Here is a 26,245-nt window from a genome sequence, read left to right as displayed (position 1 = left end):
ATCGGCCATTGTGTCAGCCCTATAGACTCTTTGGGATGGGCACTGGGACGACGGAAGATGAGAATCGCCGCCCGACGGCCGGGTCTTCCGCGCGACACGCGGGGGATTCCGAGCGGCGGGCCGCGCGACACGTCACCGTATTCCTCGACGTCGACGGCGTGCTCAATTCCTTCCCCGTGCCGCCCCAGCGCTTCCGCGCCGAGAAGCGCCGCGCGGTCTTCGCCTGGAACTACGAACTGCACTACCGACCCCGGATCGTGAAGATGCTCGACCACCTGGTCGACACGCAGCTGGCCGATATCGTCTGGCTGTCCACCTGGTCCGACCGCTGCCGCACGGAGATCGAGCCGGCACTGCAGTTCAAGCACAGCTACCCCGCCATGACGATGCCCGATCAGTCCTACAACCGGCTGGCGAACGATCCACTGTCCTGGTGGAAGGCCCGGATCGTGCGCGAGTGGCTCGACGAGCACGACCACGACCGCGCGGTGTGGGTCGACGACGACCTGGTCGCACCCGGGACCAGGGAGTACTTCGCGGACCGCTACGGCGAGCGCCTGCTGATGGTCGCCCCGCCCTTTGCCACGGGCCTGACCGAGGAGCACCTGGCGCTGATCCGCGACTTCACCTACGGCCGCCCCCGCAGGGTCGCGCCGCGCACGCTGGAGCCGGCAGAGCCAGCGCGCAGGCACCGTAGAGTGGCCCACCCCGGCACGCTCTCGGGCGACAATCCGAGCGCCCGCGATATCGCGCTGGCACAGGCCGCACGGCGGCGGATGGACCACCCTGCTGCGGTTCCCGCGCGGGGATCCGGGGTCGCCCGCAGTGCCGGGGCTGCGCAAGGATCCGGGGCCGGGGTCGGAGCGGCCGAGGCCGCGCCCGGGTCGACTGGGCGCACGCCGGCTGCGCGCCCGGCGCCGGCCGCGACGAATGCACAGGAGCCGGCGGAGATACCGGTGCCGGCGCAGGACGCCGCAGAGCGTGAGCCCGCGCAGGGGTGGGCCCCGCATGGGACCTCGGCCGCGGAGCAGGGGCGGGAAACGGAGCCCGACGTGACCTCGGCCCCGGAGCCGAAACGGGAGCCGGAGCAGTCGACGTCACAGGAAGAACTGCGACTGCAGGGGAATCCCCTGCTGCGCCGCAAGCGTTGGCATGAAGAGGACCGGGGCGTTCAGGATCCCGGACGGGTGGAGAGGGAAACACGGAGATGACGCTGAGCCTGCGCAAGAGTGTGCCGCACGAGCGGCCGGTGATCGGGGTCCTCGACTCCGGCCTGGGCCTGGTCGACTTCGCCGATGCACTGCACGCTCGACTGCCCGGCGCCGATCTGGTGCTGGCGATGGACCCGGACTACGCACCCTATGGGCGGTTGAGCCACGAGGACGTGGGCCGGCGCGCACTGGCCAGCGCCCATGCGATCGAGCAGTGGGACCCCGATGCGATCGTCATCGCCTGCAACACCGCGTCCGTGCACGCCCTGGACCTGCTGCGCGAGACCTTCGAACCCGGCATCCCGATCATCGGCACGGTACCCGCGATCAAGGTCGCGGCCGAGGCGGGCAGGCCCTTCGCCGTCTGGGCCACCACCGCGACCACCGGCAGCGCCTATCAGCGCAGGCTGATCGATCAGTTCGTGCCAGGCGCGGGGGCTTCCGTGCCAGGCGCTGGCGGAGCCGAGGTGCCCGCAGCAGGCTCCGGGCTGAGCCCCGCGGACGTCTACCCCGTGCGCTGCCCAGGACTGTCGCGCGCGATCGATGCGGCGGACCCTGCTGCCATCGACGCGGCCATCCTGGCCGGCTGTGCGGCGACCCCGGACGAGGTCGAGAACATCGTGCTCGGCTGCACCCACTATGGCCTGGTAAGCGACCGGATCCTCACACTGCGGCCGCAGACCCGACACCTGTTCGACTCCCCCGTGGCGGTCGCCGCACAGACGGCCCGTCGCCTGGGGATCGACGGGGCCGGAAGCTCCGCTGAGACACGGGGCTCCGGCGCGGGTAGCCCGGGTGCGGGGGAAGCCGTGGACACCGGCACCATCCTGGTCCCGACCCTGCCGCCGGAGCCCCCGGCACAGGGGAGGATTCTGGCCACCTACATGTCCGGCCGGGCCGAGCCCCTGCCGGATGCGGTGTCCCACTTCGCCGCGGGCCGCCGCCTGCTGACGATGAACGGCTGAGGACTCGCCCCTGCCCCGTGGGTCTACACATGTAGGTGTTTGTTCACTCGCACGGCCGGAGTTCGCGCGAGTGTACCGACACGCCGCGATTTCCGCAGAAACAGCGGCCCGGGGTTACTCTCGCCCGGGTACAGACGCCGCGACTGAACTAACACCCACATATGTCGTTTCACCACCAGGCGCTGACATCGGCGTCGAGGGCCTCGAGCACCATGCCGGCGAAGCTCATCGTGCCCACCGTGAGGATTCCGGCAGTGCTCCTGACCGCAGCGGGGCCGCCGGCCGCACCGGAGTCCCGCCCCCGAGCCAATTCGACGGCGCGCGCCAGGGCTGCGGGGACCTCGGCCACGGGTCCGAAACGGTCGGCGTAGCGCCGCGCCGCAGCATAGCTCAAATAGTCCGTTCCGGCGCCGGCGAGCACGATGTTCGCATCCGGCAGCGAGGCGAGTTCGGCGATGCAGGCGTCGACGTCCTTGGTGTCGGGGAAGCCGGCGATGACCACGGGATCCCCGCCCAGTTCCGCCCGGGCTCCGGCGAGTGCGGCGCGCACTCCGGCGGGATTGATCGCCGCATCGACCAGCCAGGTCAGCCCAGCGTGCTCGTGGCGCGAGAGGCGGGCGGGCAGGTTCAGGCGGGTCCGGGCCTCAGCGACGATATCGTCATAGCCCCTGCGCAGGCCGGTCAGGGTGATGGCCGCGGCCACCCCCAGACGGATATTCGTCCCGGTCAGGTCCGCGGCGGGCGGGACTGGAGCGTGCCCGGCCGCAACGGCCGACTGGGCGCCTGCGGCAACAGGCGGCGCCGCGTCCTCCATGGGCACCGCGTCGATGTAGTGGGCGCGCGGGGCATCCGCGGTGTTCAACGCCGCCAGGCGGGTCCGGGCCTCGGCGGGCTGGTCGGGGAAGGACAGCACGGTGTGGGTCGCCGGCGAGACCACGCCCAGCAGATCCGCCGCGACCGCGTCCAGACTGCCGCCGAGGACGTCCAGGTGCTCGCCGAAGACCTGGGTGAGCGCCACGACGGGGAAGTCGAATAGCGACACATCGTCGCTGACCCCGCCCAGCCCCTCCTCGACGACCAGCGCGTCGACCCCGCGGTCCAGCAGATAGCGGATCGCCACCTGCGTGTACAGGCCCGAGGGCGGCAGGTAGCCGACGGTTCCGTCGGGCGCGGGCGTGCCGAGACGGGGCATCCGGGCCAGCGTGTCCGCGGCCAGTGCCGAGGCCCGCGCGTATTCGGCCGGGGTGACCGTGCGCCCGTCGATGCGGATGCGCTCACCGTCCCAGCGCAGCGGCGGGCTGGACACGGTGCCGACCGTGTACCCCAGCTCGCGCAGGGCGAAGCTGGCCGCCGCGACCGAGGTCCCCTTCCCCTTACTGCCCACCACCAGCAGGGCGGGGACGGGCAGGGGCAGGCGGGTGTCGGTTCCCGGATCGGACGGGTGCGCTGGGGCGAGGTCAGCGAACAGCAGGTCGCGGAACTGGGCGGAGCGGGCCTTCGAGCGCTTCATGGGCCGCCCGTCCGGGGTCAGCGCACCCCGGCAGGCGTTCCATTCACGGAAAAAGGGCTCATCGGCTGGATCTTTACGGGCGACCATGGTTCCAGGGTAGTGGGGCGTGCTTGGGGTCGTGATTCCCGCCAAGTTCGTCGTGGTTCCGGTTCGGGGTCGTGCCTTCAAAGGGACGACCCCAAGCGGCAACTACGACGAACTTGGCAGACACCACGACGGGTGCGGGGCTACCGGGATGCCCGAGCCCAGCGGGCGGCTGCCACCAGGGCCCATGTGCTCAGGCACCCCACCAGGACCAGCAGAGTCAGCGCGGGGAAATTACCCCCACCGGCGAAGTGCACCCAGAACAGGTGGACGAGCATCCCCAGGCACACCAGCACGGCTCCGGACACCCCGCCTGCCGCGATCCACAGGGCAGTAGCCGCCCGGCCGTAATCGCAGCGCGCATCCCGGATCCGCCCCAGTGCGAACCACACCGCGCCGATTGCCACCAGCACGCAGAGGTGGGCGGCCTCGGCGGCAACCAGATAGGGCACGCGCAGCTGCGCGGCCTCGGGATTGGAGAATGCCACATCACCGGCCAGACCCGGCAGCAGAGCTGCAGTGCCCAACAGCACCAGGACGCCTAAGACCAACAACGATTGGGCCGCGGTGATCAGCTGGGACTTCGCACGCCATGCGATCAGCACTGTACTCTGCTCTTCCATGCTTCAAGCCTGCTCTGCGCACGCCCGCGCGGCATCCCCCACGCGGAGGAATCACGGGTGATCAGGACCGGTGCGCCGTGCCGTTCGGCCCGGCACCCTCAGGACACATACCCGTATTCCAGAGCGCGGACCACCAGTTGCGCCAGATTGCCGGCGTGCAGTTTGCGACGCAGCGCCTTCGTGTGGCTCTTGGCCGTGGCCACGGAGATGAACAGGTCCTCCGCTATCTGCGCGTACCCCTTGCCCCGCACCACCTCCTTGAGGACGGCGAGTTCCGCTGCAGTCGGCTCCTCGGGCACGACAGGTGCCGCACCCTGGTCGCCGAACCGCGAGGCCCCGGTCCGACAGGGCTCCCCCGCCGAGTGTGACTCCCCCATCAGCCGCGGGTCGCCGGCCACCAGCAGATCATCGACCAGGCCACACAGCAGACGGGGCTCATCGCCACCGGTACCGGCCCCGCCCGCCGCCAACACAGCGGTGCGCACGGCCTCATCGCGCGCAGCCTTGCCGATCACGCCCAGAGCGCCCGCCGCGATCGCGCGGACCAGCTGCGGGCCGGGCGCCTCGGCGGTGATCACCAGGATCCGGGCGGCGGGGTCCTCGCCCCGGATCGCCTTGATCGCGTCGATGCCATTGACCTCCCCGGGCATCCGCAGATCCATCAGCGTCACCGAGGGGCGGTGGGCGCGGTGGGCGGCCACGGCCTCGGCGCCGGAGTGCACGGGCGGCAGGACGAGCAGCTCGGGCTCGCCGGCCAGTGCGCGGGCCAAGCCACGGGTGGCCCAATGGTCGTCATCGGCGATCAACACGCTGAGCATGGACATCCCCTCAGCCCATCACAGACCGGCGCCGCGCGCATCCCCCGAACGGGCGAGATCTGCTCGACGTGCAAGATCCGTCCGCCGTTCGGGTTCGCCGGCCGACCCGAGCGGCAGGACCACCGTCACCGTGTACTCGCAGCCGCCGGCACCGGGTACTACCTCGACCGCACACGTCCCGCCCAGGGCCGCGGCCCGCCCGGCGACGGTACGGGGTCGACTGCCCAAGGCCTCGGCCGCACAGGGATTAGCGGCCCGGATCAGCAGTCCGGCGGCCGGCCCCGCGCGCCCGACCTCCACCCGGCCGGTGCGCTTGCCGTTCGTCTTCGCATCGCTCGTCTCCGTGCCGGGTACCTCCGTACTGTGTGGCTCCGCGCCGCTCGCCGAAGCACCGTGCCGGATCATATTCGTCACCAGTTCCTGCACGATCCGGATCACCTCCGCCGCGAGCGCATGGGGAATGGCTTGAGGCAGCTCGCCGACCACGATGCGCAGTTTGAACCCCGAGGCCTCTGCCGCACCCTCCATCGCGCGGGCTCCGCGCTCCAGGGCCCGGGCGAACTCCGCGGCGGCCCAGGCCTCGGACTCAGCTTCGGGCCCGGATTGGTCGGGCGTGGGACCGCCGATGCCGTATCCCGTTCCCGCGCGCAGCTTGGCCAGCAGCAGGCGGAGTTCCTGCACCGTGCGCGCGTTGATCAACGCCAGTTCCACCAGGTCGGCGGTATCGCGGTCGGCTTCGCGCGCCTCGGCGATGAGGTGTCTGATCACCAGGGATTCGGTCGTCAGGCCGTGCGTCACGGAGTCGTGGGTATCCATCGCCGCCTGCAGGCGCACCCGGTCGAGCTCCCGCTGATGGGCCAGGGCATCGGCCTCGCGGGCCCGGGCGTCGCGCTCGATCCTGGCGTCCATAATGCACACGCCCCAGGCGAACAGGGCGCCGACGGCCAGCGTGCCCAGGAAGGATGCCAGGTCCTGCACAATATGGTGTTCGGCCGGCACCCGTCCGAACCCCGCGGTCAGCGCCATGCCGCACACGGCCAAGACCCCGGCGCTCCACCAGCGTTTGAAGGACAACAGCAGCACTGCGCACATCGTGACGACGTCGAGGAGGGGGTTGACGAGGTGCGGCCAGGCCAGGGCGAATCCCACCGCCGCCACACCGGCCGCGCATCCGCCGGCCAGGGGGACGAACCCGGCGCAGATCAACAGCGCCGAGGCCAGGACTCGCAGTGCGGTGGGACCCGGATCCGTCGGCCGGGCTCCGGTGGGGGCTGGTTCGGGCAGGGGCGTGCCGGGCGCCATGGTCAGCACCGAGGCCAGACCACTGTTCGGCAGCACCGCGAGCGCAATGGCCAGCCCCAGGAGCAGCAGCCTGATCGGCAAGTCGACCGCCCGTGGCCCGCGGATGAAGTGCCAGAGGGGCTGGGCGGCCACGCGATGCGGTGCCGGATGGGTCACGATCGGCCTCCTGCGGCAGGGCGCTTCCCTGCGTCTTTCCTCATATATCGTACGACTCGATGCGTGGGGTTCGCGGGAATCCGCTGCCCCGGCCGCCCGTGTCCGAGCCTCCGACTACCCTTGGATAAGGACCACCTCAGTACAACGGTAGATCGGAGCGCGAGGCCCCATGCCCTCCCAGCACCATTCCGGCCCAGGCGGCACCCCGCACGGCCCGGCCGGCCAACCGAAGGCCCAGCGCCAGGGCGGCGGGCATCCGGGTAATGCCAGCCCGGGCGGTGGGGCGGGTGAGCGCCCGCACAGCGGGAACCCCGGCCACCCGGGAGGGCGTCCCGGCGGCAAGGCCGACCCGGCGGGGCTCGCCACGGTCAAGGGTGCCGTTCCGCGCGGGAACCTGTGGATCTCGGCGGGCCTGGCGTGGCTGGCCAGCGCGGCGACCGCGCTGCTGTTCTGGCAGGTGGGCACTGCGATCGATCAGGCCGGCACCGTGCGGCCGGGAACCCTGACCGCCCTCATCATCCTGACGGTCCTCGCCGCGGCGGCGGTGACCGCCGGAGAATGGTATTCGGCCTGGGCCGGCGCGCAGACGGAACGCAAACTGCGCCAGGCGATCCTGGGCCGCGTCTTCCAACGCGGCCCAGTGGCGGCCTCGGCCAGGGCCGGCGAGTTGCTATCCCTGTCCACGCATGCGGTAGAGAAGACCGCGAACTACCGCGCGGGCTTCCTGGGCCCCATGCTGGGTGCGATGAGCACCCCACTGCTGGTCCTGGCCCTCATGGCGGTCTTCGTCGACCCGGTGGCCGCCGGCTGGCTGGTCCTGCTGATCATCCTGGTGCCTTTGGCCGTGGGCGGATTCCAACGTCTGGTCAAGCCGATCGGCGCGAATTACCGCAGGTCACAGGGCCGGCTGACCGCAGCGTTCCTGGAGGCCGTGGAGAATCTGGGCACCCTGGTCTACGCGCGCGCAGCGGACCGCACTGCCGCCGACCTGGCCGCGGCCGGGGAATCCCACCGCCGGTCCATTATGAAACTGCTGGCGGGCAATCAGCTGCTCATCTTCGTCGTCGACGCCGCATTCAGCCTGAGCATCACGGTCGCGGCGACCGCGCTGGCCGCCGCGCGCCTGGCCGGCGGGCAGATCGACCCGGGACAGGCCGTGGCGATCGTGCTGCTGACCGTGCTGGTCATCGGGCCCGTCGACATCATCGGCCAGTTCTTCTACATCGGAATCGCCGGGCGCGCCTCCCAGCGGCAGATCGCGAACCATCTGGCCCCGGATGCGCCGGCCGGGGCCGCTGCCCGAAGCGGTGCGCAGGGCCGGCAGGCCGAGGTGGCCGAGGCCGGGGACAACAGCTTCAGCCACAGCGGCTCCGGCGCCACCGCAGCGGAGACCGGCTCCGTAGCCGTTGAGGTGGCCCCAGCCGCCCTCGAACTGCGCGATGTGACCGGCGGCTGGAAGACCGGCCGGCCAGTGATCGCGCACGCGAACCTGCGCATCGAACCCGGCGAGCAGGTCGCCCTGGTGGGTCCCAGCGGGGCGGGCAAGTCCACGATCAGCGCCCTGTTGCAGGCCCAGCTCACCCCGGAGTCCGGGCGGGTGCTCATCGCGGGCGCGGACACCCGGACCACCGATCCCGCGGACATCCGAGCCCGGCTGACCGTCGTCGAACAGGCTCCCTATCTGTTCGAGGGGTCCATTGCGGACAACCTGCGCCTGGCCCGGCCGGGCGCACCCGAGGACGCCCTGTGGACCGCGCTGGACACCGTCGGCCTGGCCGCCGAGGTCCGCGCCATGCCGCGCGGCCTGGACGAACCCGTTGGCGCGCGTGGACAGTCCCTGTCTGGCGGACAGGCGCAGCGTCTGGCGATCGCGCGCGCGGCTCTGCGGCAGGCCGTACCCGGCGCGAGCGGAATCCTCGTGCTCGACGAGCCGACCTCCCAGGTCGGGCTGGCCGCCGAGGCACAGGTGCTCGATGCCCTGGACCGCCTGGTCGCAGGGCGCACCGTGCTCATGATCGCGCACCGGCCCGCTGCGATCCGGGCCGCCGACCGCGTCATCGACATCCGCGACATCCAGGCCGGAACCTCGGCCGGGCCGGCTGATCTGGTCGACGCGACCGATTCCACACACGCCGACACGACCACGGAGTCCACCGACGGACAGGAGACCCGCATATGAGAGCCCAGACGGACGATGCCGCACTTGCGGGCGGCGCCGGGGCGCCGTCCTCGCGACCCGCGGTTACTGCACAGCACCCCAGCCGGATGTTCCTGACCCGCTGGCTGGTCTCCCATACACGCCGGCTGGTGCCGATCCTGGGCATCTCGGTGCTCGCGCGGATCGGCGATCAACTGGCCGGCATCGCGCTGTGGGTCACCGCCGTGTACGCCCTGCAGCGCGCGGTCGCCGCCGGAACCCAGATCCGGACCGGGGCCTCGAGCGCGCCGGCGGAGCTGCACCTGGGCGTCATCGTCGCGGTGCTCGTCTGCATTGCGCTGCTCAAGGCCTTCCTGCGCTATCTGGAGCACTATGCCGGCCACTGGGTCGCGTTCACCGCCCTCCAACGACTGCGCGAACTGTTCTTCGCCCGCCTGGTCCCGCAGGCCCCGGCCGCCACCACGGGCCGCGGCGCCGCGGAACTCACAGGTCGGGCGACCCGCGATATCGACCGGATCGAGGTGTTCTTCGCCCACACCTTCCCACCGGCGGTCACCGCCTTCGTCGTGCCCACCATCGCACTGCTCTGGCTGGGCGGTGCGGTGGCCTGGCCCCTGGCCGGGGTACTCGCGGTGTTCACCGTGGCGATCCTGCTGGTCTCGCTGGGCTCGGGCGGATCCTCATGGGCCTCGGCCCGCCGGATCGCAGCCGGTCGCGGCCGGGTCACGGCTCATCTGGGCGATGACCTGGGCGGCCTGCGCGAGGCCCTGGCCTACGAGGCCGACGGGGCCCGCCTGGCGGGCCTGGACTCCGCCGACGCCGCCCTCGTGCGACAGCGGGCCCGCGCCGGCAGGTCCGGCGCGATCCGGGCCGGGATCATCCGGTTGCTGGAGCTCGGCCAGATCGTGGCGCTGGTGGTGTGCGCGGCGCTGGTGCCGGAGACCTCGGGCGAAGCAGCCGGCGGGGTGGCCGGGAGCGGCTCCATCGGCCCGCTCGCCCTGGCGCTGGCGGTGGCGATCGGCCTGTGGGCGCCCACTCGGGGAATCGCCGACTTCGTCGATGGCCTGGACGAGTCCTTCGCCGCAGCCACCCGCGTCTACACCGTATGCGAGGCCGCGCCCGCAGTGCGCGACTCACCGAGCACCGTGCCGCAGAGTTCACCGGGCGCCCGGCCGCGTGGCGGCGCCGAGGCACCGGGGGAATCCGCCGATTCCGGCCGAACCACGACGGTATCCGACCACTCTCCGGAGCGCGCCACAACCCCCGCCGTGGCCTTCGACCGGGTGACCTTCCGGTACGCGCCCGAGGACCCTGCGGCGCTGGCCGGCGTCTCCTTCACCGTCGCTCCCGGGTCCTGGACCTACCTGCTGGGGGTGTCGGGATCGGGCAAGTCGACATCGGCGGATCTGCTGCTGCGCGGCTGGGATCCGCAGTCCGGCTCGGTCCGCCTGGCCGGCACCGACATCCGCGGGCTGACGCTCGACGAGCTGCGCCGCCGGGTGGCCCTGGTCCCCCAGTCCCCCGCGCTGGTCACCGGGACCCTGGCCGACAATCTGCGCCTGGGTGCGCCGGAGGCCGGCGATGACGAACTCCGCCTGGCACTGCGCATCGCGGATTTGGACACCTGGGCCGATGGGCTCGAGGCCGGTCTTGACATCCCCGTCAAGGGCCGCGGCAGAGCCCTGTCCGGGGGCCAGTTGCAGCGCCTGGCGCTGGCCCGCGCGCTGGTCGCCGGGCCCGAGGTGCTCGTCCTCGACGAGGCCCTGAGCCAGTTGGACGCCGCCGGCGCCGAGCGGGTGCGCGCTGCGCTGCGCACCGCGGCGGGGTCGGGGCCCAGTGCCACAGCCGGACCCACCGGGCGGTTCACGGTTCTGGAGATCACGCACCGCACCGACCTGGTGCCGGATGCGGCACCCGTGGTGGTCCTCGATGCCGGCCGGGTCCTCGAACGCGGAACGGCGGGCGCGCTGCGGGCGATGCCCGAATCGGCGTTCAACCGCCTGGCGGCCAGGGGCTGAGCCGACTCAGAGGACCTCGCGGTTCCGCTCGCCGCGGGCGCGCTTGATGCGGCCGATCAGCCATGGGATGACGACGGGCAGAACACTGACGATCACGATGAGGATCGCCCAGATGTCCACATGATCGCGGATGATGGCGATCGAGCCCAGGAAGTGCCCGGCCAGCGGCAGCAGCGCGCCCCAGCCGATAGCACCGGCCACGTTCCAGCCCACGAAACGCTTATACGGATAGGCGGCGATCCCCACCGCCAGCGGGGTGAAGGTGCGCACCAGGGGGACGAACCTGGCCAGGATCAGGGATTTGCCGCCGTGACGGGCGAAGAAGTCCTCGGCGGCCTGCAGGCGCACGGTGCTCAGTACCCGGGCATCCGGTTTGAAGAAGCGGCGGCCGAACCTGCGGCCCAGCAGGTAGCCCACCTGGTCGCCCAGGAAGGCTGCGATCCAGGCAGTGACGATGACGGCCCAGATGTGGATGCCCATACTGGGTGCCAGCATGCCCGCGACGAACAGCAGGGAGTCCCCTGGCAGGAACGGGAAGAGCACGCCCGACTCGATGAAGACGATGAGCGCGACGACGCCCAGCATCCACGGTCCCGCGGCTTCCAGCAGGGGCCCGGGATCGAGCAGGCTGGAGGCCTCGATGGACGCACCCTGGAGGGAGTCGGCCGCCTGGGGCAGGGCGCTAAGGACGTCGAACATGCGAAGGTTCCTCACTCATCGGTATCGACGCGCGCCGGCAGAGGCACACATCGGGATCAACGCATTACATTGTCGCGGATGTGTCTGGACCCGTTCTCAGGGGCACCCGCAACCAGCCCGCTCAGCCCAGAGCCCTGGCCCCGTTGACGATGACCATGATCGCCCCGCAGAAGGCCAGGATCATGCTCACGGTCCGCCCCAGCCTTGGCCCCATATAGCGGGCCAGGTAATTGCCCAGCAAAGTGCCGAGGGCCAGTGCGACCAGGGCCTCGGCCCATTCGAGCAGGGTCATGGCAGGCCAGCGCCACAGCATGGCCACGGCCGCCACGCCGGTGACGACGAAGTAGAACTGCACGCTGGTGGCGAACTTCCGGTGTTCCCAGCGTGAGGCGTTGGCGTAGGCGATGACCGCGGGCCCGCCCACACCGCCCACCGACTGCATCAGCCCGCCCAACAGGCCCGCGCCGACCCGCCCGCCGCCGGAGTCCAGCCAGGACATCCGCGATCCGAACAGGCTGATGACCAGGGCCACGACCATCAGCGATCCCGAGGCGATCTGCATGGGCGGGGCGGGCAGGAAGTGCATCATCAGCGCACCGGGGATGATCCCGACGATCGCGGCCAGGGTCAGGGGGATGGTCTTGCGGTATTCGACGTGTCTGATGTGGCCGGCGTAGATCAGCAGGGAGGACAGCCCGCCCAGCACGCTGGTCGTCACGACTCCGTCCAGGGGCCCTAGATGCAGGATGATGAAGGGCGCGCTGATGAGTGCGAAGCCGACTCCGGTGGCGCGCTGGATGACGGACCCGACCAGGACGGCGCACAGCATGAGGATGAAGGTAGTGGTCACTTTCCCACGGTATCCGCCTGTGCGCCGAACCGTCGCACAAGACGTCTGGCGTCTCACATTTCGACCCGGGATCTTGAATTACGGCCAACATAGATACAAGATGTATTTATGAATGATTCGAGGAGGCCCGCCGCAGCAGGGTCGAACACGGGACGGACCTCGATCTCGGCCACGGAGCGCGCCTACCGATCCGTCAAGGCCGACATCCTGTCAGGACGCCTGGGCGGCGGCACGATGACCAGCGAGGGCGAGGTCGCGGAGGATCTGGGAATCAGCCGCACCCCCGTGCGCGAGGCCTTCCTGCGCCTGGAGACCGAGGGCTTCCTGGCGCTCTATCCCAAGCGCGGCGCATTGGTCGTGCCCGTGGCACCCGGCGAGGCCGAGGAGATCCTCGACGCCCGCCACCTCATCGAGACCCACGCCGCCGGGCGCATCGCCGAACTCCCCCAGGCCCAGCGCACCCGCCTGATCGACGAACTGCACGAACTCATCAGCCGGCAGCGCGAGGCCCACCACGGCGGCGATGTCGCCGAGTACACGGCGGTGGACGCGGAATTTCACCTGGCCATCACCTCGGCCGGGGGAAATACGATCCTGGCGAACTTCGCGCACCTGCTGCGCGACCGCCAACAGCGGGTGACCGCCGGCTCCCTACACGGCCGGCCCGAAACCGCCGAGGCCTTCATTGACTCGCACGAACGTCTGGCCGACCATCTGGCCGCCGGAGACGCCCGCGCATACGCGCAGGAACTGCGCGAACACTTCGATATGGTGCGGAAGGAATTCAAATGACCGCGGAAGCGGCGAAGCCGGGGACCACGCCTCGACAGACGACACCCGGGGAACCGGTGAACAGCGGAACCGACGCCCAGACGGGAACCGGGGCACCACGTGCCAAGGCACCCGCCGGCCCCGGCGTCAAGACCTCGTCCTGGCTGGCGGTGGCCGCGACCATGTTCGCGGTGGCCTGGGGTGGCAATGAGTTCACCCCGCTGCTGGTCATGTACCGCAATTCCGGGGAGTTCTCCCCCGTCGCGGTCGACGGAATGCTGGCCGCCTACGTGTTCGGTATCGTGCCCGCCATGCTGATCGGAGGGCCGCTGTCCGACCGCCACGGCCGCCGTCCACTGCTGCTGCCCGCCGCACCCGCCGCCCTCATCGGCTCGCTCATCATCGCCCTGACCCCCGATAGCGAAATCGGTATGATCATCGGCCGCATCTTCTGCGGGATCGCCCTGGGACTGGTGATGGCGATCGGCTCGACCTGGATCAAGGAGCTGTCCGATGCCGCAGGAGCAGGTGCGGCCGCCGGTGCCAAGCGCGCGTCCATGTCGCTGACCCTGGGCTTCCTGGCCGGGGCCGGCGTGGCAGCGATGCTGGCCCAGTTCGCGCCCCTGCCCCAGCATCTTCCCTACATCCTGCACATGGTCATCACCGTCGTCACCGGACTGTGGCTGCTGAGCGTCCCGGAGACCCGCCGCGCCGGCGTTGCGGGGGCAGCAGCGGGGAACGTCGGAGCACAGGGGGGTGCAGCCTGCGCCGATGCACCCGCTCGGAAGTCGCTATGGCAGGACCTCAAGGTTCCGAAGATGAAGCACAAGCGCTTCCTCCTGGTCGTCCTGCCCGCCGCCCCCTGGGTCTTCGGTACCGCAGCGAGCGCCTACGCGGTGCTGCCCGGACTGCTGTCGGACTCGGCCGGGAACTACCCGATCGCCTTCGCCGGCCTCATCACCGTCGTCACGCTGGGCTTCGGCGTGGGCATCCAGTCCCTGGGCCCCGTCATCGACACGCGGCGTTCGGCGCGGGCCACCGTGATCGGCATGTGCTGTGTGGCCGCGGGCCTTGCCCTGGCGATTCCCGCCGCGGCGACGTTGAGCCTGGCCCTGGGCCTGGTGGCTGCTGTCGTCTTGGGGATGGGCTACGGCCTGACCCTGGTCGCAGGGCTCTCCGAAGTCCAGAGGATCGCCGGGCCCGACGATCTGGCCGGCCTCAACGCGGTGTTCTACGCGCTGACCTATATGGGATTCTTCGTCCCCATGGTGCTGGCCTGGGCACACACCTGGCTGGGCTATCCGCAGATGTTCTTCGGCGGCCTGGTGCTGGCGGTCATCTGCCTGGTGATCGTCGCCTGCGCCTGGCGGCGGCATCTGCCCGGCGCCCGCATCCCCGCCGATGCGAAGTTCCTGCAGGATGGTGGAGCGACCGGGGCCGGCGCGCAGGGTGAAGCGAGCGTATCCGAAGCGCCGAACCCCACTGTGGGCGAGGCCGGAGCGGCCTGAGCCGGCGCAGTCCCCGGCCAGGACTCCGGCCAGGACTCCGGCATTGCAAGCGCAGATTCACATTGTGTGCGGGTATATCTGCACACAATGTGAATCTGCGCTTGCGTTGCGTTCAGGCGCCGGGTGATGCGTTGATCCGCCCTACGGCCGAGCGCTCTTGCGGACCTTGACGTCCTCGACGCAGGTCAGATCGGTCTTGACGATCCGGCCGGCCAGGCCGTGGGCCACGATGTCAGAGGCCGCGCGTTCCTCGGCCTCCAACTGGGCGGCTACATCGGCGTCGGCGGGGTTGTCCTCGTCGACGACCAGCAGATAACGGAACTGGTATCCACCCAGGTCGGGCGGGTACATGAACATCCCCTCCGGTGTGAACTGCGCGATCAACATATCGTGATCGTCCTGCTCGGCGCGCAGCTGCTGCCGCTGCTGCTCCGTCAGATCGGTAAAACGACCGCGGACGGTCATGCGGTACGTGCGTTTCATCTTCGTGTGCCTTTCATCGTCGTCTGGTGCGGCCGCAGGGTCCGTCGCGGCCCCGGAGGTCCGTGCGGTCGCGGGGTTCGCGGTCTTCGCTGAGTTCACGGTCTTCGCCGGGTTTGCAGGAGATGTCGGGCTCCCCGCCCATGCGAAGAGCGCCGCTAGATCATCTGCCGCCCGCCGGAACTCGGACCGGCGCAGCGGCAGAGGATGCCCGGGGAGGAAGCGGGAGGCCGTCGCGTCAAGCGCCGCAGCAACTGCCACCGCCCTGGTCACGCCGGCCGGCCCGGGCCCCGGATCCACTGCCCTCGGGTCTCCGGAAGCGAAGCCTCCCAAACCAGGACCTTCGGGGCCTCCGGGGGTGGCGCCTCCACATGCGGGGTCACCAGGCCCTGAGCCTCCGGGGGCGGATTCGTCGAACAGCTCGATGAGCGATACCGCGACCGGATCCTGCACAGCGGACACATCGGCCGAGGCCGGGTCAGCGCCCGCCGAGCAACTCGCGCGCACCAGGTACTCGTTCACCGCAGCACGCGCCGCGATCACGTCCGGATGCAGGGCCGCGAACCGGAGGAATGCCCGGATGCACGTCCGCAGGCGATCGCCCGGGGTGCCGGGTCCGGCCATCCGGACCTCGTACGCCACCGGCTCCAACAGTTCTGTGATCTCCTGGCGCACGGCAGCGGCCAGTTCCTCCTTCGCGGCGAAGTTCCCGTGCACGGCGCCGCGGCTGAAGCCCGCGTGTTCGGCCACTGCGTTGAGCGATGTGGCTCCGACTCCGTCACGGGCGAAGAGTTCCATGGCCGCATTGATGAGTCGGCGCCGGGTCTGGGCCTGTTGTTCCTTCCGTGTGGGCATCACCCAAGCATATCCAACGATGTTCGGATGTCAACCTGTATCTGAAATTGTCCGAGGGGTCACGCCCGGCACCCCCACGGCTCAGCACCGGTCCGGACGTCCTTGTCGTGGGCGCTTCCGTATGACATACGCAAACCTGCAACGCATACGCGTATATACGTATGCGCCCTCTTTGCCAAGCTGGTTGTGAGTCAGTCACGATCAAGCAAAGGAGAGTGATCTCGCATGGTCAGCGTTGTGGGATTCACCGTCGAAGAGGTCCGTGAGTTCGTTCGCGAGTACGAGCGTCAGCCCTATGGTTCGAAAGGCCAGTGGGTCAAGGACAAACCGTTTAGCCGTGACAAACTCCGACGATGGCGGATCGCTTTGTACGCTGGGGATCTGGACCGGGGACTCGCACCCAGGGATCATAGTGTGATGGTTGCACATAGTTACGGACGTACCGCCTACGAGCGGGCACGGGCGAAGAAGGAAGCCGAGCAGTCCGCTGAAATCCAACGCCTCCACGCTCGTATCGAGCAGCTCGAGGGAGCGAACGACGCGTTGGGAAAAGCTATCGGGCTCTTGCATCAGTGGAACGCGCAAGAGCCCGAACCCGCCCGGACGGACGAGCCGAAGGATTCATCCGGACGGAGAACGAACTCGTCACCGGACTGACAACGATTCTGGGCTCCCAACGGAAAGCACTGGACATGACCGGGGTGTCCCGGTCGACGTGGCACTACCGGCACAGGCCCCGGCCCGCAGTGGCTGACCCTGTTCATCAAACGGATCGGGCGTACGCTTCGCGGATCGGTGAGGCAGACAGGCGGCGGGTGCAGGAGCGTATCCGTACATCGTGGGAAGCAGGTCATTCGGTCGATCACGCGTTTGCTGCGATGTGGGATGACGGGGTGATGCTCGCTTCACGGCGATCGTGGTGGCGGATCGCTGCGCAGATCGAGGATCAGTCGGTGCGGCCTGTTCTCCCGCGGGCGAAGCAGAAACGCTGCCGGCGGGAAGCTCCGCAGGTCGTGGCCACCCGTCCGGGGCAGGCATGGTCGTGGGACATTACGGACCTGTACTCACCGTGGGTGGGTAAACGTTTCAAGGCCTACAAGGTCATTGACGTGTTCTCGCGGAAGGTCGTGGGACACAGGGTCGAGGAGTGTGAGTCCGACCAGGTGGCTGTGGAGATGTTCACCGAGGCGATCGGAATGTATGGGGCACCGGAGGTCGTGCATGCTGATAACGGGTCGGCGATGACGTCGAACCGATTACGGGAGTTGCTTGCCGGGTACAGGGTGGAGTCGTCGTTCAACCGACCGTATGTGTCGAATGACAATCCGTTCTCCGAAGCGGCGTTCAAGACGATGAAGTATCGGCCCGGGTACCCGCGGATCTTCGAGACCGTGGGGGACGCTCGTGCGTATGTGGATGGATACGTGCAGTGGTACAACACTGTGCATCGGCATTCCGGTATCGCGTTGTTCACCCCGGAGAGTGTGTTCGATGGGTCATGGCAGCGGTGCTGGCATGACCGGGATCAGGCGTTGCAGGAGTACTACCGGAGACACCGGGGACGCTTCAAGTCACGTCCGGTGACTCCGAAGCCGCCCCACGTCGTGGGTATCAACCTGCCGGAGCACGAAGCAGTCAGAAACTAGCCCGAGTGACTCCACACAGCTTGACACAGAGCGGCGTTGCAGGTTTGCGCATGTGATGTTGGGCGGACCCGACCGCCCACACCGCCTCAGTCGAAGATGCCGGGATAGGCGCTCAACGCAATCTGGCCACCCAAGTGCGCATAGAGCACATTCGAGTCCGCCCCGATCCGCCCGTCGGACACCAGGTCCATCAGCCCGGCCATCGACTTGCCCTCGTACACGGGATCGGTGATGACCCCCTCGAGCCGGGCCAGGCGCTTGATCGCGGCGACCGTCGAATCGTCCGGGATGCCGTAGGCGGGTCCCTCCCACCCGGGCAGAATCGTCACCTCGTCCGACCGGATGGCACGGCCCAGGCCGATCAGCTCGGCGGTGTTGTTCGCGATCCGGGTTACCTGATCGATCGTCTTCTCCAGAGTCGCCGAACCGTCGATCCCGATGATCTTGCGCGGCCTCGCCCCCGCGTCCTGGAGTGCAGCGAAGCCCGCGATCATGCCCGCCTGCGTCGAACCGGTCACCGTGCACACGACGATCGTGTCGAAGAAGACGCCCGACTGCTGTTCCTGAGCTGCGACCTCGTAAGCCCAGTTGGCGAATCCCAATCCGCCCAGCCTGTGTTCGGAGGCCCCGGCCGGGATCGGATAGGGCTTGCCGCCGGCGGCCTCGACCTCGGCCATGGCGTCCTCCCAGCTGGAGCGAATGCCGATGTCGAAGCCGTCGTCGGGGTCCAGGCGGACGTCGGCGCCCATAATGCGCGACAGCTCGATATTGCCCACCCGGTCATTGCCGGGGTCATCCCAGTCGACCCAGCGCTCCTGCACCAGACGGGCCTTCAACCCCAGGTGGGCGGCGAGCGCGGCGACCTGGCGGGTGTGGTTGGACTGGTAGCCGCCGATCGACACCAGGGTGTCGGCGCCGCTGGCCAGAATATCGGGCACGATGTACTCGAGCTTGCGGGTCTTATTGCCGCCGAATGCCAAGCCGGAGTTGCAGTCCTCGCGCTTGGCCCAGATCTGCGCACCGCCCAGGTGTTCGCTCAGGCGGGGCAGGCGGTGGATGGGGCTGGGGCCGAAGGTCAGGTCGTAGCGTTCGAAATCGTGAATGGACATGGGGCTCCTCGCGTGTGGCGGCGTGTAGAGGACCGCATCCGAGTGACGGCGCCCGAGGATTCGGTGCCCATCCGGCGGATCCTCTGTGGCATTACGTGTCGGGATGTGCGATATATCGAGTACCTGCAATGTAGCATCGAATGTGCCGTACACAACATAAACGACGCAATATACACAAGTCGAGGAGAGAGCACATGACCGATACCCGCGTCCGGGCGCAGGCCTCGCGAACCGGGGGCGAGGCGACCGACGGTGCGATGCCGCCGGCCCGCGCGCTGCTGCGCGACACCGTCTACCGGGAGCTGCGCGATGCGATCGTCCGGGGCGAGCTGGCACCGGGCACGCGGCTGCGCGATTCCCTGCTGAGCAAGCGCTTCGGCACCAGCCGCACACCCATCCGCGAGGCGATCCTGCGGCTGGCCAGGGCGGGCCTGGTCGTCGCGACTCCGGGCAAGGCGACGATCGTCGCGGCCGAGGACCCACATCGGGTTCGCTGGGCCCAGCAGATCGCGGCGGAACTGCACGCCCTGGCGATCACCCTGTGCGAACCCGATGTGTACGCAGCCGAGACCGCGGCCGTGATCGGCGGCGGGCCGTCCTCGCCCCGGGCCGAGGACGCTGAGGATTCGGATGCCGAGGGTTCGTCCGCCGGGGCCGAGGACGCGAAGGACTCCGCAGCGCCGCAGGGCTTCCGCCCACTGGGCAAGACCGAACTGCGGTGGATGAAGTCGGCCAACGCCAGCTTGAAACTGGCGATCGAGGCAGGCGATGCCGAGGCCGCGATCGCCGCCGACGAGGAATTCCACATGGTGCCCGTACGGGCGTGCGGCAATCTGCTCATCGCCGAACAGCTCGAAGACGTCACCGCGGCCCTGCGCAGGTCCGAGTATCTACACTTCGGTTCGATGACCGGAATGGACTCGCCGGATAAGCACGCGAAGATCCTGCACGCCCTGAAGAAGGGGAAGTACGAGAAGGCGGCGCGCCTGACCCGCGAGAATTGGCTGACGATCGCGCCACGGGACTAAACACCAGAACTCCTGACGAGCCCGCAGACTCCCGACAAGCGCATGAACACCACGTGAGCGCGGGAACTACCTGCTATTGCAGGTAGTTCCCGCGCTCACGTGGTGTTCATGGGGCCCGGTGGTGTTCGCCGGGCCCCGACTGCGCTCAGGCCAGCGTGAAGCCGTCGGCCTCGGCGGTACGGGTGATGCGGCCGGACCGCTCGGCCAGGCTGATGGCCCTGTTGAAGGCGTCCTGTGCCGGCTTCGAGGTGCGCCGACCGCCGAACATCTCCACCACCTCGGCCAGCAGGTCGGCCCCGGTCGCGGCGCCGTCTTGCCTCAAAGCGGCCACGATGGCATTGCCCAGTTCCCGCTGGCTCATGTCCTGCAGGTTCCGCGCCGCCTGGCCCGGGCCCGGCACACGGTAGACGTTGTAGGCCTCCGGGTCCTGCTCATCGGACCAGACGAACTCCCGCCCATCGTCTTCGGCCAGGGTGCGCTGCGATACCAGCGGGGCGATCTGCGCGGCGATACGATCGCGCAGCCGCTTATGGGACATGCACAGAGCTACCCGCCGGAGCAGTTCGGTCTTCTCAATGGGAGCCTCGAGCGCGAGGATGTCCGCGATGTGCCCACGCACCCGCTCACGCGCCTCCTCGGAATGCTCCACGCGATCCAGCAGGGTCTTGTCGTCAACCGCGCGGACGGGGGCCTCAACGTACTGTTCCTCCACAATGCCCGCGGTCGGACCGGCGGCGGTCGGACCGGCGGCTGCGTCGGCGGTGCCTGCACTGACAGTGTTTGCACCAGCAGCAGCCACGTCGGCAGTAGTCGCATCGGTGGCAGGTGCTGCAGCGGTCACACCATCGGCCTCACCCACCACATCAACAGCAGCACCGGCCTCGTCATACGTACCGGCGGTCCCGGCTTCGGCATCCGTTTCACGCAACTGCGCGATCAGGCGGTCGAGAGCGGCACCGGGATCCAGGGCCCAGTCCGCGGACAGCAGGCGGGCGACGCGGTGCCAGTGCATACGGTCCTCGAGCATCGTCACGGGCAGGCCGTCACGGTCCCAGACTGTCGCACGGCCGGCCCACAGCGGCGAGTCCAACAGGACGGCCGACCACGGAGCCGCGCTCTCGGCACCAGCACCGTCCGCGCCACCAGCGACACTGGCCGTACCCGGCACACTGTCGGCGGCCTCGCGCACGGCCAGGTCAACGGCGAACTCGGACTCGCCAACGCCCACCTCGACCTCGAAGCCGCGGGCGCGCAGTTGTTCGGCCACTCGATCGCGGAAGATGTCGTCGCCCTGGGGTGCTGCCTCGACGCGGGGCAGCACGCCCTCCTCCGCCATCGCCAGGTATGCCTTCATATCGCGCACCCCGGGCCTGGTCGACTTGCCGATGGTGATGTCGGCGGCGTGCATCGAGGCGAAGATCTGCACCTGTTCACGGGCCCTGGTGATGGCCACGTTGAAGCGCAGCTCGCCACCCGGGCGGGCCACCGGCCCGAAGTTGTTCGACCGCTGACCGGTTTCGGCATCCGGCGCGTACGTCATGGAGAACAGTACGATATCGCGTTCGTCGCCCTGGACGGTTTCGACGTTCTTGACCGTCAGCGGCTCCACGTCCCGGTTCATCGCGGCGACGATTCCGTCGTCCTTCGACTCCGCCAGGGCCGCGGCGATGTAGTCCTGCTGTGCCGAGTTGAACGTGACGACCATGATCGACTTGTCCGGCTGTTCGGCCAGCAGACCGGCGATCCGTTCGACCACCGCATCCCGTTCCGCCTCGTTGACCTTCGCCGAGTAGCCGGGCTTGCGCTCCTGCACACCGCGCACGAAGGTATAACCGATCGGCAGCGCACCCGCACCCGGCGCACCCGCCCGGTCCGAAGCACTCGGGTCCGCAGCACCCGCACCCGGCACATCCGACGCCGAGGTCCCCGCACCATCCGCGGCCCCCTCCCCTGCCACCGCAGGCGGGTTGGGGAAGGTGATGAGCTTGCCGTTGTAGTACCGGCGGTTCGAGAACGCGATGAGCTGCTCATTGGAACTGCGGTAGTGCCAGTCGAGGCTCAGGTGTTCGAAGCCCGCCTTGCCCGCCAGGGTCAGCAGCGATTCCAGGCGACCCTGGGGAATCGCCAGGGTATCCCCTGCATCCCCGCCATCGACGCGACCGGTGAATTCGGTGGGGGGTGGCATCTGCTTCCGGTCGCCCACGATCACCGCCGAACGTGCCCTGCCCAGGGCGCTCATGGCGGTGGCGGGCCTGATCTGCGAGGCCTCGTCGAAGATCACCGTGTCGAATTCGATGGACCCGGCGGGCAGGTGCTTGGCAACGCCCAGAGGACTCATGAGCACACACGGGGTGGCGGCGAGGACCTGCTCTCCGTATTCCTCGAACAGGGTGCGCACGGAGCCGGAGGACGTGCCCCGCACGTATGCGCGGAAGGCATCGTCGATATCAAGGGCCCGCTGCGGATCACCCAGCGCGCCGGGCGGGGTCGCACGATGCGCCAGGATCAGGGCGCGCGCCTGCTCGATATAGCGACGCACCGCGGCGGGACGACCCGTGAATGCGGCGGGGTCCTCCAGCTCGGCAAGGGCACGGTCGAGCGCGGCGCGGGAATTGGCCAGGAGGATCGCCTCCGCCAGTTGGTCGGCGGACCTTCCCGCGCGCACCTCCTGCGCCGCATCCGAAAGCCCCAGGCCGGCCAGAGCGTCGGCCTGCGCATCGAGCTTGGCCAGCGTGGTCGCATCGTCCTGGCTCGAGTCGGCGTGCCGACGGGCCCGACGCAACCGCTTGGCCACATCGGCTGCGTGCTCCGCCTGTTCTGAGCTCAGATCCGCGGCAGCGGGAACTTCGGCCGGCTGCCACCCGCCTGTCATGTCGAATTCGGATTCGCGCTCCAGCTGCACCCTGAACAGGTCCCACAGATACTGGGGCTCACCCCGGGAGTCCTGCCCGTGTTTCACGTGAAACACGTCGTTCGGATAGGCGCGCAACAGATCCGTCGAGGCATGCAGCGCGGCCCGCAGCCGGTCGGTTCCGGTAACCGGAGCCGAGGTCGCTGCGCCGGTGGCAGTAGCTGTGCCGGCGACAGCACCGGGCATACCGGTGGCGCCCATTTCCCCCGCCGCAGCGGCAGCCGTACCACCTGAGGGCAACCGGTCGAGCGCCTCGCGCAATTGCCCCCGCGCGTCGCGCAGACTCTGCTTGGCGTCGTGCAGATCCAGCACCGCATGTCCCAGGCCGGCGTCCTTGAGCCGCCCGAAGACCACGTCCAGCGCCGCGCGCTTCTCCGCGACGAACAGGATCCGACGACCGCGCGCCAGACCATCGGCGATCATATTCGTGATCGTCTGGGACTTGCCGGTGCCGGGAGGGCCCTCGAGCACGAAGGACTTGCCCGCACCCGCATAGGCGATCGCCCGCAGCTGGCTGCCGTCGGCCGGCTGCACCAGGGTGGTGGTGACTTCGTCGGCGGGGGTCAGCGCGCGGTCCCCGGCAGGGTCCGCGAACGGCGTGCCGAATCGACGGGTCAGCTGGTCCGCGACCGGCTTGTCCAGCAGGGTCGCCCAGTTGTCGCGCAGATCGGACCACAGCACCTGGGTCGCGAAATCCAGGGGCAGGAGCCGGGTGTGACGCAGAATCCGATGCCGGATCCCAGCCGCGCTCAACTCTTGGGAGACTCGTTCGAATGTCGCATCGACGTCGATGCCGGAGGCGTCCCGCACGGGTTCCAGCAGTGACGGAATCTCCTCCCCCGTGACCTGCCGCAGCTTCTCGTGCAGGGTGAAATTGGGCTCCAGGGCATAGCCGGGTTCCAGCGCCAGGGCGAAGCCGGTATCGGCGGATCCGGTCAGATTGGCCGGCGCGACGAACAGGGGCGAAGTCGATTCGTCCCCGGCATCGTCCTGCCAGGTCACGGCGCCCACCACCAGGTGCAGAGTGGTCTTGCCCGATTCCTCCCGGGACTTCTCCGATTGCGCCTGCAGGTTGGTCAGGAGCTTGCGGTAGTTATCGCGCAGCGGCTCGACCTGCAACTGGTGTGCGTCCAGCGCCGCCGTGAAGGCGTCCTCGGCGGGGCCCACCGTGGGAGGGACCGACGGAGCCGCGGGAACCGATGCCGACGGGACCCGATTCCCCGTGGCCGAGGCGCCCGCCCTGTCGGAGACCGCCGGCCGGATCACCGGTCGCCCGGGTTTCGCAACGGGCTGCGGGGCGGGGTTCGCCTCCTGGGTGTTCGCCGCCGCGCTGACCCGCTTGCTCAGGGGTGCCAAGTCGAAGCGCTCTCCGGAGGAGAAGGCGTCCTCGAACAGGGCCAGCCGGTCCTCGGGCACCACAATCCGCGCACCAGCAGTCTTGGCCATGCGCAGCAGTGGATTGCGATTGTCCAGCTGCAGGAGTTCCTTCAGCCAGCGCGACAGAATGGGTGGACGCGTCGTCCCCTCGCCCAGCGCAGAGTCGCCGGCCGAACTGTTGGCGGTGGCCCGGTCCAGCAGATCCGCGACGCGCACGATGTAGAGAGCGTCGGATTCGAAGGCGGCACGCGATCCGCCCACCGGCTCGACTCCACTGATGTCGGCGGAGAAGGCGCCGCGGCTGAGTGTGCGCGCATCGAAGGGCGAGGTCTCCGGATTGCCCAATCCACAGCGCACCCCGTCGGGCGTCATCACGAACACCGCCGAGCAGCCCAGCAGTTCCAACACGGCCGCCGCGATGAGCGCGCGTTCCATGCCGGTGACCCGGATGTCCTGACCCGCGGCACCACCAGCGCCGTTCGCATGGTCAGCGCCGTTGGTACCGGTGAACAGGTGCGTGACATGGCGCAGCCGCTGGCCGCCATCCGGGGTCCGGGCATCGCCCACAGAGGTGCCCAGCACACGGTTGAGTTCCGTATTGACCGCGCCCGCGTAGTCGGCGTCCTCCGGTTCATCGAGCGCGTTGACCACGGATTCCACGGCGCGCGCCATCCTGGCCACCCGGGGTGAGGAGAACGGGATGAAGTCGACGAGGAGTTCCGGCGGCAGATCGGAGCGCCATTCATCGTCTGTGAGCAGGGGAACGGCGATGTCGGCCGCACGCGAGCGCCCACCCACCGACATATCGAATTCCGCGTGCAGGTCGTCGGAGCCCGTGGACGCCGCGCCCGGCAGGACCGGCACCCATGCGAGTTCCGCGGGGGTCAGTGCGACGGTCTCCCCCGGTGCGACCTCGACCCGGGGGGCGGTCCATTCGACCGTGCCCGAGGTGCCGATGATCTGGCAGGCCGCGAGCGCCGAGGGACCGGCCTGGTCCGGTTCGGCGGTGTTGGTAATGGACAGGGCGCGGATGGGGCCCACGCCCATGCCCGTCAGCCGGCGGGTGTAGGCGGCGGCGAGTTCGATGTTCGCGCGCAGCCCACCCACTTCCAGGGTCAACGACCGGTGCGGGGCAGCGCCCGGCACTGCTTCCGCCGCCGAGGCCGCACCTGGCTCGGCCGCACCGGATTCGGCTGCACCGGACTGCGCCGACGGGGCCGGCTGAGCAGTTGCGCCGGTGGACGAGCCCATGAGGCCCTCCGGCAGGCTGGAGCCCAGGGATTCCAGGAGGAGCTGCAGGGTTTCGAGGAAGCGGTCCACATCGCCGGAGCGCATTTCGACGTCGGAGTCCGCCTGGTCGATGAGTGCGGACAGTTCATTCGCCCAGTCGCGCATCAACGGGTTCTCGCCACGGTGCAGATAGCGCCCGTGCGCGGCGATCGCCTCGAGCTGGTCCCGCATATTCCAGAAGCTGCGCGGACGGTTCGCAGCAGGCTGTCTGGCCTGGGACGATGGTCCCGCATTCGGTCCGGTACCGGAATCGGCCGCCTGCAGCGCGGCAAGCCAGAATGATTCATCGACGTCCGCGACCGAAGACTGCAGAATGGCATCGCCCAGCACCGGGCCGACCGCCATGGTCAGGCCGAGCACCACACTGTTCGAATCGCGCACGTCACTCCCTGAATCGACTACAACGACTGCGATTTCCAGGGTACTTCACGGTACTGACACGACCCTGAAACAGGAAGGTGCTCGGCATGCTGCGAGACCAGTTCGACCTTGCCGTCTGGGGCCCGTGCATCAGGCCCTCAGCCGAACCGGCCTATGAGGGAGCAAACGCTACGGCCGCTCATGGGCGGGGTGGGCAGAAGCTAACCGATCTTGCTACCTCTGGTAAATAGATCGAATTTGGCTTGGAGTCGATCAGAGCTGGGACGCAGGCTCTTCGATCTGGGCAGGTTCGACAACTTCTTACCATGCAGCGCTTGCATACCGAATTCCAAGATCGGGCCGTCCTTCTCTGTCAGAAGATCGGGCCTTAGCCTGGTTGTTTCATGGTGTGGGTTGTCCGCTGGGTGGATGAATGGGTGAAGGTGACCCTTTGACCTGGGAGAATAGGACTTGTCTAAGGTTCTTCATCACCCAGCAGAAAGATCACCTTCAAAG

18 protein-coding genes are annotated in these 26,245 nt (G+C 69.1%); 9 read left to right on the top strand and 9 right to left on the bottom strand.

Going from position 1 to position 26,245, the window contains the following annotated elements; translation table 11 throughout:
- The first annotated feature begins 35 nt into the window (after nucleotides 1–35).
- Nucleotides 36–1,211, top strand: a complete 1,176-nt coding sequence (locus NQ038_RS13470; RefSeq protein WP_257062809.1) for an HAD domain-containing protein — start codon at nucleotides 36–38, stop codon at nucleotides 1,209–1,211.
- Entirely contained in the window at nucleotides 1,208–2,176 is a 969-nt protein-coding gene (locus NQ038_RS13465; RefSeq protein ID WP_257062808.1) for a glutamate racemase, read from the top strand. The genes NQ038_RS13470 and NQ038_RS13465 overlap by 4 nt, the downstream gene beginning before the upstream one ends.
- Nucleotides 2,177–2,345: 169 nt before the next feature.
- Here the strand turns inward: NQ038_RS13465 and NQ038_RS13460 are convergent, their stop codons facing one another.
- The 4 genes from NQ038_RS13460 to NQ038_RS13445 form a co-directional block, all read right to left on the bottom strand.
- The gene (locus NQ038_RS13460) at nucleotides 2,346–3,773 is read right to left on the bottom strand and encodes a hypothetical protein (RefSeq protein WP_257062806.1); all 1,428 of its coding nucleotides are present in this window, start codon (nucleotides 3,771–3,773) and stop codon (nucleotides 2,346–2,348) included.
- A 140-nt stretch (nucleotides 3,774–3,913) separates the two neighbouring features.
- On the bottom strand, nucleotides 3,914–4,393 hold the full coding sequence (locus NQ038_RS13455) for a DUF2975 domain-containing protein (protein ID WP_257062805.1): 480 nt from the start codon (nucleotides 4,391–4,393) through the stop codon (nucleotides 3,914–3,916).
- Between the two features lie 98 nt (nucleotides 4,394–4,491).
- The gene (locus NQ038_RS13450; protein ID WP_257062804.1) at nucleotides 4,492–5,211 is read right to left on the bottom strand and encodes a response regulator transcription factor; all 720 of its coding nucleotides are present in this window, start codon (nucleotides 5,209–5,211) and stop codon (nucleotides 4,492–4,494) included.
- Nucleotides 5,212–5,229: 18 nt separating this feature from the next.
- Nucleotides 5,230–6,669 carry a hypothetical protein gene (locus NQ038_RS13445; RefSeq protein WP_257062803.1) on the bottom strand — a complete coding sequence of 480 codons (1,440 nt, stop codon included), beginning with the start codon at nucleotides 6,667–6,669 and terminating at the stop codon, nucleotides 5,230–5,232.
- 169 nt (nucleotides 6,670–6,838) lie between these two features.
- On the opposite strand from NQ038_RS13445, the gene NQ038_RS13440 reads away from it, so the two are divergent.
- Both NQ038_RS13440 and NQ038_RS13435 read left to right on the top strand, forming a co-directional pair.
- Nucleotides 6,839–8,848, top strand: coding sequence for an ABC transporter ATP-binding protein (locus NQ038_RS13440; protein ID WP_306428016.1), 2,010 nt, complete (start codon nucleotides 6,839–6,841; stop codon nucleotides 8,846–8,848).
- Nucleotides 8,845–10,845: an ABC transporter ATP-binding protein gene (locus NQ038_RS13435; RefSeq protein WP_257062801.1), complete on the top strand. Its 2,001-nt coding sequence runs from the start codon at nucleotides 8,845–8,847 to the stop codon at nucleotides 10,843–10,845. The genes NQ038_RS13440 and NQ038_RS13435 overlap by 4 nt, the downstream gene beginning before the upstream one ends.
- A gap of 6 nt (nucleotides 10,846–10,851) precedes the next feature.
- Here NQ038_RS13435 and NQ038_RS13430 read toward each other — a convergent pair whose 3' ends face one another.
- Nucleotides 10,852–11,544 (bottom strand): DedA family protein, encoded by a 693-nt coding sequence (locus NQ038_RS13430; protein WP_257062800.1) that lies wholly within the window; start codon nucleotides 11,542–11,544, stop codon nucleotides 10,852–10,854.
- A gap of 121 nt (nucleotides 11,545–11,665) precedes the next feature.
- A complete protein-coding gene (locus NQ038_RS13425; RefSeq protein ID WP_257062799.1) occupies nucleotides 11,666–12,394 on the bottom strand; it encodes a sulfite exporter TauE/SafE family protein in 729 nt (242 codons plus the stop codon).
- A gap of 108 nt (nucleotides 12,395–12,502) precedes the next feature.
- Between NQ038_RS13425 and NQ038_RS13420 the strand changes: the two genes are divergently transcribed.
- The gene (locus tag NQ038_RS13420; protein WP_257062797.1) at nucleotides 12,503–13,186 is read left to right on the top strand and encodes a GntR family transcriptional regulator; all 684 of its coding nucleotides are present in this window, start codon (nucleotides 12,503–12,505) and stop codon (nucleotides 13,184–13,186) included.
- Nucleotides 13,183–14,673, top strand: coding sequence for an MFS transporter (locus NQ038_RS13415; RefSeq protein ID WP_257062796.1), 1,491 nt, complete (start codon nucleotides 13,183–13,185; stop codon nucleotides 14,671–14,673). The genes NQ038_RS13420 and NQ038_RS13415 overlap by 4 nt, the downstream gene beginning before the upstream one ends.
- A 141-nt stretch (nucleotides 14,674–14,814) precedes the next feature.
- Here the strand turns inward: NQ038_RS13415 and NQ038_RS13410 are convergent, their stop codons facing one another.
- A complete protein-coding gene (locus NQ038_RS13410; protein WP_257062794.1) occupies nucleotides 14,815–16,008 on the bottom strand; it encodes a TetR/AcrR family transcriptional regulator in 1,194 nt (397 codons plus the stop codon).
- A 225-nt stretch (nucleotides 16,009–16,233) separates the two neighbouring features.
- Between NQ038_RS13410 and NQ038_RS13405 the strand changes: the two genes are divergently transcribed.
- The gene (locus tag NQ038_RS13405; protein WP_257050025.1) at nucleotides 16,234–16,665 is read left to right on the top strand and encodes a hypothetical protein; all 432 of its coding nucleotides are present in this window, start codon (nucleotides 16,234–16,236) and stop codon (nucleotides 16,663–16,665) included.
- A 158-nt stretch (nucleotides 16,666–16,823) separates the two neighbouring features.
- Nucleotides 16,824–17,654 carry a DDE-type integrase/transposase/recombinase gene (locus tag NQ038_RS13400; RefSeq protein WP_257062792.1) on the top strand — a complete coding sequence of 277 codons (831 nt, stop codon included), beginning with the start codon at nucleotides 16,824–16,826 and terminating at the stop codon, nucleotides 17,652–17,654.
- Between the two features lie 86 nt (nucleotides 17,655–17,740).
- Here the strand turns inward: NQ038_RS13400 and NQ038_RS13395 are convergent, their stop codons facing one another.
- Entirely contained in the window at nucleotides 17,741–18,763 is a 1,023-nt protein-coding gene (locus NQ038_RS13395) for a 1-aminocyclopropane-1-carboxylate deaminase (RefSeq protein WP_257062791.1), read from the bottom strand.
- Between the two features lie 194 nt (nucleotides 18,764–18,957).
- Between NQ038_RS13395 and NQ038_RS13390 the strand changes: the two genes are divergently transcribed.
- Complete coding sequence (locus tag NQ038_RS13390) at nucleotides 18,958–19,791, top strand: GntR family transcriptional regulator (RefSeq protein ID WP_257062790.1); 834 nt, start codon at nucleotides 18,958–18,960, stop codon at nucleotides 19,789–19,791.
- 145 nt (nucleotides 19,792–19,936) lie between these two features.
- Here the strand turns inward: NQ038_RS13390 and NQ038_RS13385 are convergent, their stop codons facing one another.
- Nucleotides 19,937–25,750, bottom strand: a complete 5,814-nt coding sequence (locus NQ038_RS13385) for an AAA domain-containing protein (RefSeq protein ID WP_257062788.1) — start codon at nucleotides 25,748–25,750, stop codon at nucleotides 19,937–19,939.
- Nucleotides 25,751–26,245 lie beyond the last annotated feature (495 nt).

The sequence above is a fragment of the Brevibacterium sp. 50QC2O2 genome (assembly GCF_024580675.1).
Lineage (GTDB): Bacteria > Actinomycetota > Actinomycetes > Actinomycetales > Brevibacteriaceae > Brevibacterium > Brevibacterium moorei.
This window is presented reverse-complemented; position numbering and strand designations above follow the sequence as displayed.